This is a genomic window from Desulfacinum hydrothermale DSM 13146, from assembly GCF_900176285.1.
GTDB lineage: Bacteria > Desulfobacterota > Syntrophobacteria > Syntrophobacterales > DSM-9756 > Desulfacinum > Desulfacinum hydrothermale.
In genome coordinates this window covers 24929-42792 of record NZ_FWXF01000015.1, presented here as the reverse complement: position 1 = coordinate 42792, position 17864 = coordinate 24929, and the positions used below count along the sequence as shown (strand labels likewise).

Below are 17864 nucleotides of genomic sequence, written 5' to 3'. Positions count from 1 at the left end.
TTGGAATGGGACGGTTTGCTGTTCTCAAACGAACACGATTGTGTCGATATGTTGGAATGCGAAAATAGGAGATGACATCCCCGGGCCGTTGTGATACCGAAAAAGGGATGGAAATGGGGTCCTTGACCAGCCATTCGCCGCGCCATCCATGCTAGCACCCGTGGAAAAGGTTCTCAAGCGAAAAGCCAAGGGGGCCGGCGGTGGGCGCAGAAGGAGAAGGGGATGGTGGAAACACAGGTGGTCATCGTGGGCGGGGGAGTCACGGGAGCGGGTCTGGCCCGGGATCTGGCGCTGCGCGGGGTTTCCTGCGTGGTGGTGGAAAAGAAGGATCTCACCGCGGGAGCGTCGGGAGCGAACCACGGGCTCCTCCACGGAGGCGGCCGCTACGTGGGAAACGATCCGGAAGCGGCCGGGGAATGTGCGCAAGAGAGCGCCCTGCTCAAGCGCCTGGCGCCCCAGTGCATTGAGGATACGGGAAGCCTGTATGTGGCGGTGGCGGGCGATGACGAAAATTACATCGCGGATTTTCCCACTCTGTGCCAACGCTGCCATGTGCCGGCGGAGCCCGTGGAAACGGCCCAGGCCCTGGAGATGGAGCCGGCCCTTTCGGATCAGGTGATCGCCGCCTATGCCCTCCAGGACGCCGCCGTGGACCCCTTCGGGCTCACGCTGGACAACATGGCCCAGGCCTGTGCCCTGGGGGCGCGGCTGATGACCCACACCCGGTTGGAATCCCTGGAAAGGGACAACGGGCGGATCGTGCGGGTACGGGTTCGCCACACCCGCACCGGCCGGGAGACGGTTCTGGAACCCCAGGTGGTGGTCAACGCGGCGGGGGCCTGGGCGGGCCAGGTGGGGGCCTTGGCGGGCATCCGTTTTGATATGGTCTATTCCAAGGGCAGCCTGGTGGTCAGCCAGGAGCGGGTGAGCGATCGAGTGATCCACCGGCTGCGGCCCGCTTCCGATGCGGACATCGTGGTGCCCGGCGGCACGGTGTCCATCTTGGGAACCACCTCCGTTCGGGTGGCGTCGCCCGACACCATCTATCCGGAAATCCATGAAATCGACACCATCATCGATGAGTGTGCGCGCATGATGCCGTCGCTGGCTTCGGCCCGCTACATTCGGGCCTACTGCGGTGTGCGGCCGCTCCTGGCGGAAGGGAGCCGGCGGGGGGATCGCACGGTGAGCCGGGGATATCATCTGATCAATCACCAGGCGTGCGGCGTGGGAAATTTTTTGACCATCACGGGCGGCAAGCTCACCACCTACCGACTCATGGCCGAAAAGACGGCGGATCGGGTGTGCGAGCTGCTGGGGGTCCGGGAGCCGTGCCGAACCCACGTGGAGCCCCTGCCGCCCAGCGAGTGGGGACGGTGGACCGAGCCCGGCAAGGCGCCGCGCCAATGGGTGAAGCGGTCCGATCCTTCCGATTGGATCCTTTGCGAATGTGAGATGGTGCCTCGCACCACCGTGGAAGAGCTGGTGGACCAGATCCGCCGCGAGGGCGAAGCCCCCACGCTGGAGGCGGTGGGGATGCGCAGTCGGGTGGGCAAGGGGCCCTGCCAGGGAAATTTTTGCAGCCAGCGCATCGCTGCCCACCTGTACCAGGCCGGCGTGTACCAGGGCCGGGAGGGCATGGCAAGCCTTGTGGGGGTCCTTCGGGAAAGATGGCGCGGCAAACGGCCGCTGCTCTGGGGACAGCCCATGGTGCAATACGAGTTCCAGGAGGCGCTCTATTGCGCTTTGTTCAGTCTGGATCTGGAAACACGGGGGCGGGACGTCCAGGAGGCGGGGGCATGAGTGGGCAGTTGGATCGCACGACGGTGGATGTGGCGGTGATCGGAGCAGGCATGGCGGGCCTTGCCGCCGCGCTTTTCGCGGCCCGCCGCGGTCTTCGGGTGGCGGTGGTGGGCACCACGGGACCCCTCATCTTTTCCAGTGGTTTCGTGGATCTTCTGGGTGTGCATCCGGTGTCGGAAGGACAGGTCTGGGACGATCCGTGGACGGGCCTGGATGCCCTTGCCCGCGATCTTCCGAACCATCCCTATGCGCGCCTGGCCAGAAGGGACATGGAAGAGGCCCTGGACGTCTTTCTGGACTTTTTGGGCGCCCACGGCCTGGCCTACCACCAGGAAAAGAACCGAAACCTTTGGGTGGTGACGGCTGCGGGCACCTTGAAACCCACCTATGCCGTGCCCTGGACCATGAAGAATGCCGTGACGGCCTACGAGGAAAAGTGGCCGTGTCTCCTGGTGGGCCTGGAGGGACTCAAGGGGTTCAGTGCCCGCCAGGCCGTATCGAGTCTGCAACGAACGTGGCCCGGGGTGCGTTCGTGCACAGTGGCTTTTCCGGAACCGGGCCGGGAGATCTTTCCTGAGCAGGTCGCCGGGGATCTGGCGGCGGAAGGCGGCTGTGAACGTCTGGCGGAACGCATCCGTCCCCATCTGGGAGATGCCCGGGCGGTGGGGCTTCCCGCCGTGTGCGGGATCCACGATGGGGGTCGAGTGTTTCGAAGACTGGAGACGGCCCTGGGACTCCCCCTTTTCGAAATCCCCACCATGCCGCCGTCCCTTCCCGGCCTTCGCCTGAAAAACCTCTTCGAAGAAGCCCTTCCCCAGGAGGGCGTGGATTGTCGGCTCCAGCACAAGGTGCTGGGCCACACCCCCTTGAACCAGGGGGGATTCCTCTTTGATTGCGGCTCCCAACGACCCACCTTCCAGATTCAATGCCGGGGGGCTGTGCTGGCCACCGGCCGCTTTTTCGGACGGGGCCTCCTGGCGGAACGCACGGGCGTGCGGGAGACGGTCTTCGACCTTCCCGTGGTGCAACCGGAATCTCGAAGCCAATGGCACCGAAAGGACTTCTTCGACCCGCAAGGCCATCCGGTGAACCGAAGCGGCTTGGCCGTGGACGAACACTTTCGCCCTTTGGATCCTTCGGGACGGCCGGCTTTTGCCACTTTGACGGCCGCCGGGTCCGTGTTGGCCCATCACGACTGGATGCGGGAAAAGTGCGGGGCGGGCCTGGCGGTGACCACCGCCTGGGCCGCCGTGGCCTCTCTGGCGGACCTTCTGGGCCAGGAGCCTGCCTGAAAAGGACCTTCCGGCTCAAAAGGCCGGAAATTTCCATCGCCTTGGCAGCCCGTGGGGTTTCAGCCCCTGGCCAATGTACTGTCGGAACCCATATTCTTTCCGGGCATCCCATGGGCCACGCCGGGGCGGGTTTTGGGCAGGTCCGTTGGGGCGGCGCCCCGTGGATGGAGAAAGCCGCCCGGCTTTGGGGGCAACTCTAGGGGGACAACAGCGAGTCACGGTCGTGGAAACGACAATCCATGACCATCGGCAAACGCCCATCCCCGGACTGGGCTGCAATCTGCAGCCGGACGACGGCGCTCCAGGGGGCGGAATTGTCCCTTTCCGAGCGGAAGCGAATTCTGTAAAAGATGGGAACCATCCTTTCTGATCGTTAACGCAAGACGGAGGTGTCCGATGGGGGCTTACATCGGGGCGTTGGACCTGGGAACGACCAGTAACCGCTTCATCATCTTCGATCGGGAAGGGCGCATCGTGGGCCTGGACCAAAAGGAACACCGCCAGATCTTTCCAAATCCCGGCTGGGTGGAACACGATCCCCTGGAAATCTGGGAAAACACCCAAGCGGTGATCCAGGGGGCGCTGAACAAGACCGGGCTCCAGGGATCGGATCTGGTGGCCCTGGGCATCACCAATCAGCGGGAAACCACGGTGGTCTGGGACAAGACCAACGGTCGGCCCTTCCACAACGCCATCGTGTGGCAATGCACCCGGACGGCGGACATCTGCCGGAACCTGGAAAAGACCTACGGGCAGGATGGGTTCCGGCAAAAGACGGGTCTTCCCATCGCCACCTACTTTTCCGGTCCCAAGATCCGGTGGATCTTGGACCACGTGCCGGAGGCCGCGGAAGCGGCCCGCAAGGGCACGGCTCTGTTCGGAACCATCGAAAGCTGGGCCATCTGGTGGCTCACAGGCGGCCCTCAGGGCGGCACCCACGTGACCGACGTGACCAATGCCAGACGCACCCTGCTCATGAACCTGGAGACCCTGGATTGGGATCCGGAGATCCTGGAAGCCCTGGAGATTCCCGCCGGGATGCTTCCGCGCATTGTGCCGTCCATCGATCCCAACACCTGGGGGCACACGTTGCGAACGGGCATCTTTCAGGCCACGGTGCCCGTGTGCGGTGCCCTGGGTGACCAGCAGGCGGCCCTGGTGGGACAGACCTGCTTCCAGCCGGGAGAGGCGAAAAACACCTACGGCACGGGCTGTTTTCTGTTGCTGAACACGGGCACCAAGCCGGTGGTGTCCCAACGGGGGTTGCTCACCACCTTGGGCTATCAGATGCGGGGTCAGAAGCCGGTCTACTGCCTGGAAGGATCCATCGCCATCGGAGGGGCCCTGGTGCAGTGGCTGCGGGACAACCTGGGTCTGATCAGGACGGCGGCGGAGGTGGAGGAGCTGGCCCGGAGTGTGGAAGACAACGGCGGGGTCTACATCGTTCCCGCTTTTTCAGGCCTGTTTGCTCCCTACTGGAGAGCGGATGCCCGAGGCGTCATGGTGGGGCTCACCCGGTTCGCCAACAAAGGGCACCTGGCCCGGGCCGCGCTGGAAGCCACGGCCTACCAGACGCGGGACATCGTGGAAGCCATGAACGCCGATTCCGGCGTGGCCCTGACCACTCTCAAGGTGGACGGAGGCATGGTGGTCAACGACCTGCTGATGCAGATCCAAGCGGATGTGCTGGGGGTTCCCGTGGTGCGCCCCAAGGTGACGGAAACCACAGCGCTGGGCGCCGCCTACGCGGCCGGGCTGGCGGTGGGCTACTGGTCCGGCTTCCAGGAACTCACGCGAAACTGGGCCCAGGACAAGACGTGGGAACCCGCCATCGATGCCGCTCGGCGGGAAGAGGGGTACCGGTACTGGAAGAAGGCCGTGGAACGCACCTTCGACTGGGTGGACTGAGGGGCTCAGAATCGTTGGGAAAAGAAAACGCTCAAAGGGCGGCTCAAAAGGCCGCCCTTTTTTGTCTTCTGCATTGTGGGTGGCGGCGGGGCTTGGCCCCTCCTTTGGCTCCCGGTCCGGCGGGTGGAGCCAGGTTCCAGCCCACAAGTCCCACAAATCCCTCCCCCTCGATGGGGCAGGTTAGGAGGGGGTGATCCAATCTCAGGTCATCTCCATCCCCCCTGCTCAGCAAGGGCAAAAGATGGCCCCTTCCTACCATCCGACCCCTTCCCCTAACCCACCCGGGGAGGGGAACTTCTAGACAGCCATCATGCCCCTAGGAGGCTCTCTGAGAACGCCAAACCATCCATTGGGGCCAACGCAATTTCGAACACTTAGCATACCCAAAAGTTCTAAAATCGGCATTTTCGGGCAAGCCCCTAGGCCGAAGTCCTGGGCCAACGGGCCACCACTCGGTTGGAGGCATCCCTGATGGTGATGTTCATGCCGTAATCGCCGTCCAGGCGATGCGTGGCACAGGAAATTCACGGGTCGTAGGCGCGCACGGCCATCTCGATCCGGTTGAGCATCCCTTCGTCCACCTTGCCGTCGTGGATGAGGGACTGGGCCGCCTGCTTGACGCTCATGTTTATGGGGCCGATGTTGTGGGTGGTGCCCACGATCAGATTGGCCCGGGTGATGCAACCTTCGTCATCCGTGGAATAGTCGTGGATGAGAGTGCCCCGGGGCGCTTCCACGCAGCCCACGCCGCGTCCCGCCTTGGGTTCGGCAGTGGTGCGTATCTGCGGGCTGCAGATTTCCGGGTCTTCCAACAGCTCGATGGCGTGTTCGCAGGTGTAGACCTCCTCGATGAGTCGGGCCCAATGGTAGAGTAGGGTGGCCTGGGCAGGGCGGCCGAAACGCTCCCGAAACTCCTCCAGTTCCGCCTGGGCCCGTGGTGTGGCCATCTTGTCCGCCACGTTGATCCGGGCCAGGGTGTTCACCCGGTAGATCCCTTTGGGGTCGTCCAGATCCAGGCTGAATCCCTCGTTCCATGCCTTGGCGTAAGGCATCTTGGCGTAGGAATGGGATTCCACGTGCTCGCTCAGGTAGTCCTTGTAGTCCTGGGCGTCGAAGTCCGTGCAGGATCCGTCGGGCTTCATGAGGCGGATCTTGCCGTCGTAGAGGTTCAAGGCGCCGTCGTCGTCCACCGTGCCCATGAAGCCCGTGCGGATGACTCCCAGGGTCTGAATGGCGTCCAGGTAGGGCGGAAAGACCTTCTCCTTGGCAAACTCCAGGGTGAAGAGCGCGAAGTCCAGCAGCTCGCGCATCTGGGCCAGGATGTCCTGGCGATCCGCCTCCGTCATGGGCTTGGCGAAACCGCCCACCACGCCCGCCACGGGGTGGATGGCCTTTCCGGCGAACTTTTCCAGGATCATCTTGGCCTTGTAGCGCATCTGCACCACTTTCTGGGCCAATTCCGGGTTGGCCTTGGCGATGCCGATCACGTTGCGCACCGCATAGTCCGCGTCGGGGCCGATCACAAAGTCGGCGGCGGCCAGAAAGAAAAAGTGCAGCAGCTTGTCTTCCGCATGGGCGATGGTCTGCATGAGTTCCCGGAGCATTTGGCCGGCTGGAGGCGGTGTGACACCGAAGCAGCGGTCCACCGCCTTGTTGGATGCCAGGTGGTGCATCCAGGGGCAAATGCCGCAGATGCGGCTCACAATGCGCGGGACCTCTTCGGCGGGCTTGCCCTCGACGAACTTTTCAAAGCCCCGCAGGGACATGATGTTCACGCGGGCATCGCGGACTTCGCCCGCATCGTCCAACTGGATTTGGATCGAGGCGTGTCCTTCGATGCGCGTGATGGGTTGGATATGGATTTCCCGAGCCATGAATTACGCCTCCTTTCGCTGGCGTTTGGGTCGCAGTCGTCGGTGGGCCCCGGAAAAGCGCAGCAAAGACACGTGCTCCGGAAGGGAGTGCACGTCGATGCCGTTGGAAGCCAAGGCGTTGAGCATGTCCACCATCTGGTTGCCTTCGTGGACCACCGGACCGTAGCAGCCACGGCAGGGAACGCGGGCCGAGATGCATCGGGGCGTGATCTGGCTGCCTCCGCAGCCGGCCCGGGTGACGGGCCCCATGCACAAAAAGCCCTGTTCCAAGAAGCAGCGCATCTTGTCCAACGGCTCATCGGGGGCTCCGTAATGGGGAGATTGCAGGAACCGGCGGAGCGCCTTGAGCTGGCCCTTGCCTTCACGGATGGTGGGGCAGGTGTCGCACACGCTCTTTCCCGGAAGCTCCGGGGCCTCGCCTTCCACCGCGGCCGTCAGGGCGGCGAACACATGATCCGGGTGGGGAGGGCATCACGGCATGTAGAGATCCACCTGGATGTGCTCGTCCAGGGCGTAACAGGCGTCCAGCAGCCGGGGCAGGGGCTTTTCCGGATCGAAGCGGTTGGGATCCGTGGTCTCGGTGCCGAAGGCCCGTTCCAGGATCTCGTCGTTTCCATAGGAATTGCACAGGGCGGGAATCCCCCCGTGGGTGGCGCAGGTGCCCAGGGCCACGATGACCTTGCACTTGGCCCGCATTTCCTTGGCCACCTCCAGGTGCTCTTCGTTTCGGATTCCCCCGCTGATGAGCCCCACGTCCGCCTCGGGGATCTCCACGTGGTGCCCGTCGCCCAGCTGGCCGAAGTACTTGTGGTCCATGAGCGCCGGGATGTGCACGAACTCGGCCACCTGGAGGACATCCAGCAGACGTTCCCCCAGGTCCACCACCGATATTTCACATCCGGAGCAGGAGTTGAGCCATTCGCTCGCTACTTTGACAGACATGGATGGTTACCTCCTTGTGGACGCTCCGCGCGTCATCTGTTCGCGGAAGGCTTGAGCGTGACGGCGCTTGGCGGCGCTTGCGCGCATGAGCTGCTCCAGGACTCTGTCCGCGAGGTCCGGTTGCCCGGTGCGATCGTATTCCTCCACGGTATGCCCCAAGGTGTCCAGAAAAGCCGCCCGGCCCTTGGGAGTGCGGGACACCACCGTGGTCCAGCCCTCCGGAGCGCCGATGCCCCCGAAGGAGATGTCGGCCACTTCCGCCGCATAGTCTTGGCAGTAGTGGCATGCGGGGTGCTTCATGGTATCCAGGATGTGCAGATCCAGCTCGATGACATCGCCCGAGCGCAGATGCACCTGGAAGGTATCCTTCACGTTGATCTTTACCACATCGGCCCAGGAAAAACCGCCGGCTTCGGCCAATCGGGCCCGTTCTTCTTCACCGAAGGCGAAGTTGCCGGAACAAAAGAGGCCCAGGCACAGGGCCACCGATTCGGAGGGCATGACGCCGAGGGTTTCCAGCCGTCGAAAGGCGTGGATCTGGCACGGTGTGCCCACCAGGGCCACGCGGTGGAGCCCCTTGAGGATCTTAGGGCTCACCAGATCCAAGCCGTGGCGGTGGGCATATTCCCTTCCCAGCCCCACCATGGAATGAGTCGTGTCGAAATGGAACCCCGCCCCCTCCAGGATCTCCTCGCGACGCACGGCCAGGGTGGGTTCCCGGTGGAAGGGCCCGGTTTGGCGGGCCACGATGGCCCCGTCGATGTGGCCGGTGTCCAAAAGGTGCAGGAGCAGGGCGGTGACCACCCCGCCGTCGGTGGCCTGCTGGCGCACCTGGGGATCCAGGGCGCGGGCCACCCGGATGCCGAGGATGCGACCGATGGGCGCGCTCCAAGCCAGACGTTGCCGCGTTTCGGCTTCCAGCTCCGGGTTTTCCGGACAGGCCGCGTGGCACAGGCCGCATTCGATGCACCGGTCCACGTCCTTGTAGCGGGGGTGGCCGTCCGGGCCCAGCTCCAGGGCGCCGTAATTGACCGCTGTGCAAAGGCTCACGCATCCGCCGCACCGGTGGCACAGGCCCCGTTCGACCACTTCCTTCTGCAAGTCAAAAAAGGTCTTCATGATCCCTCCATTGGCAAGATGCCCGCTTGTGGATGGTCGCTCAGGCGTTGGCGGCCCGGTCCATGGACAAGGGATTGGGTCCCAGTCGACGAATCTTTTCCACAAACTGGGTGACGAGCTGGGCAAAGCGCGGCGCTTCCGCCGAAGAGACCCACTCCAGGGCGAAGCGTTCGGGATCGATGCCGGCATTTTCCAGGGCAATGCGGATGCCTTCACTTCGGGCCAGGGCTTTGTGATTACCATCCAGGTAATGACATTCGCCCAGGTGTCACCCCATGACCAGGACGCCGTCGGCGCCCTTGGACAGAGCATTGACCACCAGGTCGGGGTGCACCATGCCCGAGCACATGACCCGGATGGGGCGCATGTTGGGCGGGTATTGTAGTCGGGACACACCGGCCAGGTCGGCCCCGGCGTAGGCGCACCAGTTGCACAAAAAGCCAATGATGACCGGTTCAAAGGATTCAGACATGGGTGCGACTCCTTTTTCTTTCCCAATCAGGGATGTTGATCGGTGTTTTTCTTCTGGCGTTACACGGCCTTGGCCAGGGCCGCCTCCACCTGGGCCTCCAATTGGTTCAGCGTGAACCCGTGGACCATGACACCGCCCTTGGGGCAGGTGGCGGCACATAGGCCGCAGCCCTTGCACAGAGCCGGGTCCGTGGCGATGCGCCGGACCGCGCGTCCTCCCTCTTCCACCGATTCCAAGCGGATGGCCTGGTAGGGGCACACGTCCACACAGAGGGCGCAGCCGTCGCATTTGTCGGTGACGAAGGACTTGATGGCGTCGAGGCGCATCTCGTCCTGGGCCAGGACCACGCCGGCTCGGCCCGCCGCCGCCTTGGCCTGGGCGATGGATTCGTCCAAGGGCTTGGGATAGTGGCACAGGCCGGCCACAAAGAGCCCGTCCACGGACAGATCCACGGGCCGCAGCTTGGGGTGCGCTTCGGTGAAGAAGCCGTCTTCGTTGGTTCCACACTTGAACATCTCCACCAGGTCCTGGGCCGGATTGGGCTCCATGGCTGCGGCGAGCACCAGGTAGTCGGCAGGGATCTTCAGTGGCCGTCCCAGGATGGGATCGGTCACGGTGACGCAAAGGTCCTGGCCGTTCTTTTCCACCTGCGGCTTGTCTTCCAGGCTGTACTGGATGAAGAGAACTCCCCGCCGGCGGGCTTCCTGGTAGAGGCGTTCCCGTTCTCCGTAGGTTCGCATGTCCCGATAGAGCACATAGATGTCCAGGTCGGGGTTGGCTTCCTTCAGGCGAAGGGCGGCCTTGACCGTGTGGGTGCAGCAGACGCGGCTGCAGTAGGGCCGCTGCGGTTCCCGGGAGCCCACGCACTGGATGAAGACCACGCTGCGGGCCTGGGCAGGTGCTTCCGGCCGTTTTTGAAGCATCTCGTCCAGCTGTTGGTGGGTGAGGATCCGGGGATCCTGGCCATAAAGGTATTCCACAGGCTGGGATTCCCGAGCCCCCGTGGCCAAGACGGCCGCGCCGAAGCGGATTTCCTGCTGGGTGCCGTCCACGTCCAGGATGCCCTGAAAGTTGCCCACGGATCCCGACGCCTGAGCGAGGGTGGCGCGCGTGTGGACGGTGATGTGGGGATGTGCGTTCACCTTCCGGATGGTGGCTTCCAGCTGGGGCTGGACCGGCTCGCCCGTGTCGGCTGTGGGAAGCTTCCAGGCGTTGCCACCCAGCCGGTCGGATTTTTCCACCAGGATCACCGGGAAGCCCTGGTCGGCCAGGGCCAGGGCGGCGTTCATACCGGCGATGCCGCCTCCGATCACCAGGGCCTGCTGGATCACGTTCACCTTGAGGCGCTCCAGAGGTTCGTTGAGAGCCACCTTGGCCACGGCCATCCTGACCTGATCCTTGGCCTTTTCCGTGGCCTTTTCCCGGTCCTGCTGGTGGACCCAGGCGTTCTGATTGCGGATGTTGGCCATCTCGACCAGATAGGGATTGATGCCCGCCTCGCGCAGCGTGTCCTGGAACAGGGGTTCGTGGGTGCGTGGGGTGCAGGCCGCAATCACGATCCGGTTGAGGCCGTGTTCCTTGATCTTTTGGGCGATGAGATTCTGGGTGTCGGCCGAACAGGTGAACAGATTGTTTTCCACCAGGGCCACGTGCGGCAGGGTGTGGGCATATTCGACCACCGCCTGCACATCCACCGTGTTGGCGATGTTGATGCCGCAAGAACAGACAAAGACCCCGATGACCGGTTCCTGGTGGCGCACGTCCCGCTCGACCGGATACGTCTTTTCCCGCGCCTGGGATCCCCGCGCCGGCGCCAGCGCGCGGGCGGCTTCACAGGCCGCTGTGGACGCTTCGGTGACCGCCTGGGGAATATCCTTGGGGGACTGAAAGGCGCCGGTGACGAAGATGCCCGGATGCGTGGCGGTCACGGGTTCGAAGGCACTGGTGCGGGCGAAACCGCTTTCGTTTAACTGGATGCCGAGAGCTTGGGCCAGTTCCTGGGCGGTCCGAGGCGCCTGTAGTCCCACGGACAGGACCACCATGTCGAAGGCTTCCCGCACCGGACGTCCGTCTCGGGACACGTATTCGAGCACGGCCCCTTTGCCCTTGTCGCCCGGGAAAAGACTGTGCGGACGGGCCTGGATGAAGCGCACACCCTTTTCCTTGGCCGACTCGTAGTAGCGTTCGAATTCCTTACCGTGACTGCGGATGTCCATGTAGAAGATGGCCTGCTCCACATCCCCGCCGCTCAGGTGTTCGGCGGTCACCAGGGCCTGCTTGATGGCGTACATGCAGCAGACACTGGAGCAATAGGGATTGTCGCAGCGGTTGATGTTGCGTGATCCCACGCACTGGATCCAGGCGATCTTCTTCGGTTCCTCGTGGTCCGACGGGCGCACCAGGTGGCCCATGTGCGGGCCGTTGGACGCCAGCAGGCGTTCATATTCCATGCTGGTCACCACGTCGCGCAGGCGGCCGTATCCGTAGACGTCCAGGCCCTGGGGATGGAAGGCTTCGAAGCCCGGTGCGGCGATGACGGCTCCCACCGTCACGGTCACGGTCCGCTCCGTGTCCTCAAAATGGATGGCCCCCGTGGGGCAGAACTTCTCGCAGGCTCGGCACTTGCCGCGCGTGAGATAGATGCAGTGCTGGGGATCGATGGCGTACTTGAGCGGGACCGCCTGACCGTACGGAATGTAGGCGGCCTTGCGCTTTCCCATGCCCGCGTTGAAGGGATCGTCCACCTTCTTGGGACACTTCTCCGCACAGAGCCCGCAGGCGATGCACTTTTCCATGTCCACGTAGCGGGGCTTTTGACGGATGGTGACCTGGAAGTTTCCAAGGGATCCGGAGACGTGAACCACTTCGGAAAGGGTCATCAGCTCCACGTTGAGATGCCGGCCGACCTCGACCAGTTTGGGAGCGATGATTCACATGGCGCAGTCGTTGGTGGGAAAGGTCTTGTCCAGTTGGGCCATGGCCCCGCCGATGGCGGCCGTGCGCTCCACCAAGTGGACCCGGTAGCCCGAGTCCGCCAGGTCCAGCGCGGCCTGCATGCCGGCGACACCGCCGCCCACGACCAGAACCGAGCCGCAGGGATCCTGTTTCATGAAACTACCCTCCAAAAGATGACTGAATCGATTGCCGTGCCCTAGCCAAAAGGTGTTGAACAGCAGGAGTCAGCCCCCCTGTCTGATGACTGTGCGCCTGAAACCACCTCAATCCCCGCCCGGAGATCCATGCCTTTCGGACCCGAAAGACCCCGGGCTCCTCCGGCTCCGGTCCTGTCACGCGTAGCCGTGATGCCGGAGGAAACGGAGGATCCGCTCGGCCATCCGCGGCACCGCCCGGGCCACCGAAGGGGACAGGCCTTCGCTCACCTGGTCCGGCAGGAACTCCGGTTGCACCACCCAGATGCGGACGCGCACGTCCGTGTGATCACTCAATTCCTTGAGCATATTGGTGGTGGGAAATTGGTGCAAGGAAAAGTCGTGGATCTTGGCGGGGAGCACTCGATCCACGTCGATTTCGAAGATCTCTCCCGGCGCCTTTTCGGGGTCCTGGCCGGTGTCCACAAGGATCAGCTGCTGGGGTTTTTCGGGGGAGAGGAGGAGGTCGAAGAGGATGTCCCGAACGGCCGTGCCCGCGTCCACAAAGGCCACTGAGGAGGGCGGAGGGCCCAGGGACTGCAACTGTTCGATCACCTTGGGACCGAATCCATCGTCGCCCAGAAGCGTGTTTCCGCATCCGAGCACCAGGCATGTTTTGGAAAAGAGGGGGTGGTTCATGGGCACCTCCTGAAGTGTCCTGGGCATTTTATGCATCTTGTGCAAATGTGCAAGCCTTTTTTGCACACCGGTCCGGGACTTCAGTCCGGAACCGCTTCGGCCGATTGAATCCAATGGGGGCACGGGTGGCTCCCCAGGTAGCCATGTCACGCCAAGGTTTTGGTAAAGGAGGTCGAAAATGAAGTCACGCTTTTTCCTCATCTTCTTCTTGGGACTGCTGGGAATCCATGGGCTTATGGGCGCTGGATCGGCGCGGGCCTGGGAGGGCCCCGTGGTGAAGGTGCACGACGGCGACACCCTCACGGTGCTCAGGGGGTCCGCCGCCGTGCGCATTCGCCTCTATGGCGTGGACTGCCCGGAAAAGAGCCAGGAGTTCGGCCCGGAGGCCACGGCCTTCGTGCGGGGGCTGGTGCAGGGCCGGCTCGTTTCGGTTTTCCCCGTGACCCGGGACCGCTATGGACGCACCGTGGCCGTGGTTCAGGTGGGCGGCGTTCTTCTCAACGAAGAGGTGGTGGCCGCCGGATACGGCTGGGTCTATCGGCGCTATTGCAGGGAAGCTGAGCGGTGCCGACGCTGGCTGCATTTGGAAGAGGGGGCCCGGGAGCGGGCGCAAGGGTTGTGGGCCGCCGTGGACCCCGTGCCTCCCTGGGAATTCCGCCATGGGCGCCGGCTCGCCTCGGCCTCGGTCCCATCCGCCGGCGGTCCATGCCGCTGCCATGTGGACATGGACTGCAAGGACTTTATGTCCTGGCAAGAGGCCCAAGCCTGCTTTGAAGAGTGCCTGCGGCGCACCGGCCGGGACGTGCACCGACTGGACCGGGACGGCGACGGGCGGGTGTGCGAGGGGCTGCGCTGACGGGGCTTCTTGCCAACGATCGGGCCGGGACTCCCCCATGGCGCAGGCAGATCCCATGCTCACACCGATCGCACCAACTGTTCCACCGTGAGGCCCTGAACGAGGATGGAAAAGACCACCCCCACGTAGGTGGCGGTCAGGAGGGTGTCCCGGACGGGCCCCGGTGGCAGGGAAAGGGCCATGGCCACGGAGATACCGCCGTGCAGCCCGCCCCAAGTGAGGATCCGGATGACCCCCGGGCTGAATCGCCGGAAGGGACGCAGCACCGCCACGGGCACCGACACACTCACGAGCCGTGACAGCAGACTCACCGGGATCAACATCAGGCTCGCCGCCAGATGGATCCGGTTCCAGGAGAGGGCCAGGACTTCCAAGCCGATGAGAACGAAAAGGACCACATTGAGGACCTCATCCACCAACTCCCAGAACGTGTCCAGATGCCTGCGGGTGCTTTCGGACATGGCCAACATCCGACCTGGATTTCCAATAAAAAGACCCGCCACCACGATGGCCAAGGGCCCGGAGATGTGCAGGGCGTCCGCCAGGGCGTAGCCGCCGGAGACCAGGGCCAGGGTGATGAGCACCTCCACGTGGTAGTCGTCGATGCTTTTGAGCATCACATAGGCGATCCAGCCGATGACCAGCCCATAGACGATTCCTCCCAGGGCTTCCCGGGCGAAGAGGCTCAAGGCCGCGGCGGCGGTGGCGCCGCCGGGATCCCGGTTCATTTCCAGTAGAATGGTAAAAAGCACCACGGCCACCCCGTCGTTGAAGAGCGACTCCCCACAGATCTTGGTCTCCAGGCTCTCGGGAACCCCCGCCTTTCTTAGGATCCCCAGCACCGCGATGGGGTCCGTGGGGGCGATGAGGGTGCCGAAAAGCAGACAGCCGAGAAACGGCAGGGGCAGGCCCAGCCATCGCGTCACGAACCAGGTGCCCAGGCCGTTGAGCAGGGTGGCCAAAACCGTTCCCACGGTGGCCAGGAAGGTGATGATCCGCTTCTGGCGGGCCAGCTTTTCCAGGTCGATATGAAGGGCCCCCGCAAAGAGAAGAAAGCTGAGCATGCCGTGGAGCAAGGTGTCGTCGAAGTCGATGCTCTGGACGAGCCGCAGGGCTTCCTGTCGGAGCCCCAGGGAAAGGGGCCCCGCGGCCACGACGGCCAGGGACCCCAGCAGGGAAATGGCCATAACGCCGATGGTGGTGGGCACCCGGAGGAACCGATGGTTGAGATAGCTGAAGACCGCCGAAACGGTGATGAGGATGGACAGAATATCGAAGAACTTCATGACAGCAGGCCTCGGTCTTGTATGCCAGGGGAATCTTTTCCGGCCGGATGGGATGATCGTCTCGAGCCAAGTTCCTACTTTCTGTCGAAGCCCGCCCGGTGTCAACGCCTTCGGGCTGGGTGCCGGCCCTTCGGCCCGCCTCTCGATGCCGTGGCGTCCTTTCCCGCGCCATGGCGAGCGGCCCCCTGGGGAATCCGGTCGCACGCTTGTTTGGGCGGCCACTTCCGGGTAGAGTGATCGGGGTGCGAGGCGGCGTTGATCCATGCTGGTGAAAGGATGATGCGGTGGGACGGAGAAAAAAGCGGGTGCGATGGTCCTGGCGGCCGGAGACGGGCGAGCTGGGCTGGGAGGTTGTGAAGGCCGGGGTGCCCATGGCCTCCAGTGAGGGACTTGGGCCCGTCCGAGAGGCCCTCGTGCGCCTCATGGACCTGGTGAGTGACCTGGACGATGCGGGTGAAGAGCTGGAAGCGCATCGGATCATGGAGGAATGGGTGGAGATGGCCTGGAGCATCCGAAACCAGGTGGCGCCGGATCTTCGGGAAGTGATCGAGGACGCCTGCCATGAATGGTGGAGCGCCGACGACGAAGACGACCTATAGGTGGTTTTCTGACCAGTTGAAGTTCCACCGGCCCCGTGGTGCTTTTTGAATTCTCAGACAGCCTTGTAGGGGGGGCGGGATCCGCCCCTATAGGGAGCAACCTGGGCGTTCTCGGACAGGCTCCTCGGAGACCGGCCCCAACTTCTATTTCCTTCCTGCCGTAAATTCTTGCGCAATACAACGGGACAGCTAATTACTCCGCGTGCCTCTCAGGGCCTTTTCCGGCCGCGGTCGAACTCGATAATGCGGGCGAAGCGCTTGTCCGGTCCCCGCTGCACCTTGTGGTAGAGGGGGCTTCCGGGCCCGACGCGGCCGCCCATGTCGTAGGTGAAATCGCGAACGGCCACATGACGGATCCAATAGCCTGTGAGTACGGGGCCGGTGGCGTCATGGCACGAATGGAAGTGAACGTAGGCGTCACGGGGATTCGGGCGCGTATGGAGCCAGGCCGCCGGGGCCGTGGTGAAAAAAATGGGATAGATCCTTTCTTGCCCGCGGGAAATGGGGATCCCCGCGGGGGGAAGTTCGGTGAGCACCCCGTCTCCTTGGTAGAGCAGGGCGTTTTCGGAGGCGTCCGACGCATAGAATTTGCCTTCATTGAAGCAGACCAGGCGGATGCGGCGCATGTCACCCGGTGCGTCCGCACGGAAGTAGTAGCCCACGAACGGCCCGAAGTGAAGAAGCCGCCCGTTATGGACGAATTCCAGCACCGGCGCGTAGCCTCTGGGCAGTCGCAGGGGCACCTTTTCGTCGGTCCGCCCGTTGGAACAGCCCCACAACAAGAGGCAGAGGGCGAGGCCCCAGATCCAAGGGTTATTCCGCTTCTTCCGACCCATGCCCGCTGTGCCTTCCCCAGATCTTCCCCACGGCCCAGGCGGATGCGCCGAAGACGGCAGCCAAGAGCACCGCAGCGGCGAAACGGTTTCCCACCCAGTCCGCCAGCGTGAGGGGCCCTTGGTTGGTGGGAAGGTAGATGGCGGCGATGATCCCTTCGTGGAAGTGGGCGAAAAGGGCGGTCCCCGCAAGCCCGCCCAGTAGGGCGAAGAGAGCATCCAGGCGTCCTTCCCCCGCCGCGGCCCAGCAGGTGCCCGGGCAATAGCCGCACAATCCCCATCCGATGCCGAAGATCACCGCGGCGATGCCGGTGGCCGCCAGGCTGGTGGGCAGAATGACCGTTCGGCCCACGCCCACTGCCTGCAGGCCCGCCAGTCCCAGGGCGGAAAAGGCCACGGCCAGCATCATGAACTGGGGGATCTGGGGCTCCACCATGAGATGCGCTCGGGCCATCTTGTCGGGATCCGTGGCCCCGATCCGTTGAACGATGAAACCGAAGGCGATACCGGAAAAGAGACCCAAAAGGACCTGCGTCATTTCTTGTCTCCCTTTTGTGATCCGTACACCAGACGGCTGGTGAGCATGGCCACGGCGAAGATGACGATGCCGAAGTAGAGGCCGCTCACGGCCAATTGAGTGGATCCGGAAATGAAGAGCCCCAGGGTGCAGCCGCCGGCCAGGCGGGCTCCGAAAAGGATGAGGAAGCCGCCCAGAAAGCAGGCCGCGTAACGAAGCCCCGGACGGGCTCCGAATCTGCGTTCCCACAGAGCCGGAACCTTTCGAAGGGGCTTTCCCAGGGTCAGTCCGCCCAGGTATCCTCCGGTCGCCATGCCCAAAACGAAGGCAAAGAGCCAGGATCCAGGTCCCGGGATGATCCGGTAGTGTTCCTTGTGGGCGATGTAGTCAGGAAAGATCGGACCCAGCAGGCCTTTCAAGAGGCTGACGAATCCGCTGGAAGAGGCCGGAGGGCCGAAGGTGGCGAAGATGAAGACGATGACGCCCGCCAGGGCCAGGGCCGCCGGCAGCACCGGCCAGTAAAAGGTCGCTTCCCGGCGGTGTTCATTTTGGTGAGTTGGCATGTGGTCCATGAT

Annotated in this window: 14 protein-coding genes and 1 pseudogene; 5 read left to right on the top strand and 10 right to left on the bottom strand. The window is 63.7% G+C overall.

The window, feature by feature from the left end; genetic code table 11:
* Positions 1-222 precede the first annotated feature (222 nt).
* The 3 genes from glpA to glpK all read left to right on the top strand — a co-directional run bounded on the left by glpA (position 223) and on the right by glpK (position 5003).
* Positions 223-1803 carry an anaerobic glycerol-3-phosphate dehydrogenase subunit GlpA gene (gene glpA, locus B9A12_RS12445; RefSeq protein ID WP_139796622.1) on the top strand — a complete coding sequence of 527 codons (1581 nt, stop codon included), beginning with the start codon at positions 223-225 and terminating at the stop codon, positions 1801-1803.
* Positions 1800-3095, top strand: coding sequence for a glycerol-3-phosphate dehydrogenase subunit GlpB (gene glpB / locus B9A12_RS12440; RefSeq protein WP_084058293.1), 1296 nt, complete (start codon positions 1800-1802; stop codon positions 3093-3095). The genes glpA and glpB overlap by 4 nt, the downstream gene beginning before the upstream one ends.
* 396 nt (positions 3096-3491) lie before the next feature.
* Positions 3492-5003, top strand: a complete 1512-nt coding sequence (gene glpK / locus B9A12_RS12435) for a glycerol kinase GlpK (RefSeq protein WP_084058289.1) — start codon at positions 3492-3494, stop codon at positions 5001-5003.
* Between the two features lie 419 nt (positions 5004-5422).
* On the opposite strand, the gene B9A12_RS12430 is transcribed toward glpK, so the two are convergent.
* The 6 genes and pseudogenes from B9A12_RS12430 to B9A12_RS17035 form a co-directional block, all read right to left on the bottom strand.
* Complete coding sequence (locus B9A12_RS12430) at positions 5423-6877, bottom strand: nickel-dependent hydrogenase large subunit (protein WP_084058285.1); 1455 nt, start codon at positions 6875-6877, stop codon at positions 5423-5425.
* A 3-nt stretch (positions 6878-6880) separates the two neighbouring features.
* A pseudogene (locus B9A12_RS17880) lies at positions 6881-7819 on the bottom strand (NADH-quinone oxidoreductase subunit B family protein).
* Positions 7820-7825: 6 nt separating this feature from the next.
* Positions 7826-8938, bottom strand: coding sequence for a Coenzyme F420 hydrogenase/dehydrogenase, beta subunit C-terminal domain (locus tag B9A12_RS12420; protein WP_084058282.1), 1113 nt, complete (start codon positions 8936-8938; stop codon positions 7826-7828).
* Positions 8939-8978: 40 nt separating this feature from the next.
* Positions 8979-9410, bottom strand: a complete 432-nt coding sequence (locus B9A12_RS17650; RefSeq protein ID WP_245802440.1) for a hydrogenase iron-sulfur subunit — start codon at positions 9408-9410, stop codon at positions 8979-8981.
* Positions 9411-9469: 59 nt separating this feature from the next.
* Positions 9470-12520: an FAD-dependent oxidoreductase gene (locus tag B9A12_RS12405; protein WP_170920584.1), complete on the bottom strand. Its 3051-nt coding sequence runs from the start codon at positions 12518-12520 to the stop codon at positions 9470-9472.
* 177 nt (positions 12521-12697) lie between these two features.
* Entirely contained in the window at positions 12698-13198 is a 501-nt protein-coding gene (locus tag B9A12_RS17035; protein WP_170920583.1) for a hydrogenase maturation protease, read from the bottom strand.
* Between the two features lie 178 nt (positions 13199-13376).
* On the opposite strand from B9A12_RS17035, the gene B9A12_RS12390 reads away from it, so the two are divergent.
* A complete protein-coding gene (locus B9A12_RS12390; protein ID WP_084058269.1) occupies positions 13377-14054 on the top strand; it encodes a thermonuclease family protein in 678 nt (225 codons plus the stop codon).
* A gap of 59 nt (positions 14055-14113) precedes the next feature.
* On the opposite strand, the gene B9A12_RS12385 is transcribed toward B9A12_RS12390, so the two are convergent.
* Complete coding sequence (locus B9A12_RS12385; protein WP_084058266.1) at positions 14114-15340, bottom strand: cation:proton antiporter; 1227 nt, start codon at positions 15338-15340, stop codon at positions 14114-14116.
* A gap of 284 nt (positions 15341-15624) precedes the next feature.
* Here B9A12_RS12385 and B9A12_RS12380 point away from each other — a divergent pair, with 284 nt between their 5' ends.
* On the top strand, positions 15625-15939 hold the full coding sequence (locus tag B9A12_RS12380; protein WP_084058262.1) for a hypothetical protein: 315 nt from the start codon (positions 15625-15627) through the stop codon (positions 15937-15939).
* A gap of 209 nt (positions 15940-16148) precedes the next feature.
* Here the strand turns inward: B9A12_RS12380 and B9A12_RS12375 are convergent, their stop codons facing one another.
* From B9A12_RS12375 to B9A12_RS12365, 3 genes are read right to left on the bottom strand one after another with little or no spacing between them, the layout of a single operon-like run.
* Positions 16149-16775, bottom strand: coding sequence for a hypothetical protein (locus tag B9A12_RS12375; RefSeq protein WP_084058259.1), 627 nt, complete (start codon positions 16773-16775; stop codon positions 16149-16151).
* A complete protein-coding gene (locus B9A12_RS12370; RefSeq protein WP_084058257.1) occupies positions 16753-17310 on the bottom strand; it encodes a DUF6691 family protein in 558 nt (185 codons plus the stop codon). Before B9A12_RS12370 ends, B9A12_RS12375 begins: the two co-directional genes overlap by 23 nt.
* The gene (locus B9A12_RS12365; RefSeq protein ID WP_212636932.1) at positions 17307-17861 is read right to left on the bottom strand and encodes a YeeE/YedE thiosulfate transporter family protein; all 555 of its coding nucleotides are present in this window, start codon (positions 17859-17861) and stop codon (positions 17307-17309) included. Before B9A12_RS12365 ends, B9A12_RS12370 begins: the two co-directional genes overlap by 4 nt.
* Between the last annotated feature and the right edge of the window lie 3 nt (positions 17862-17864).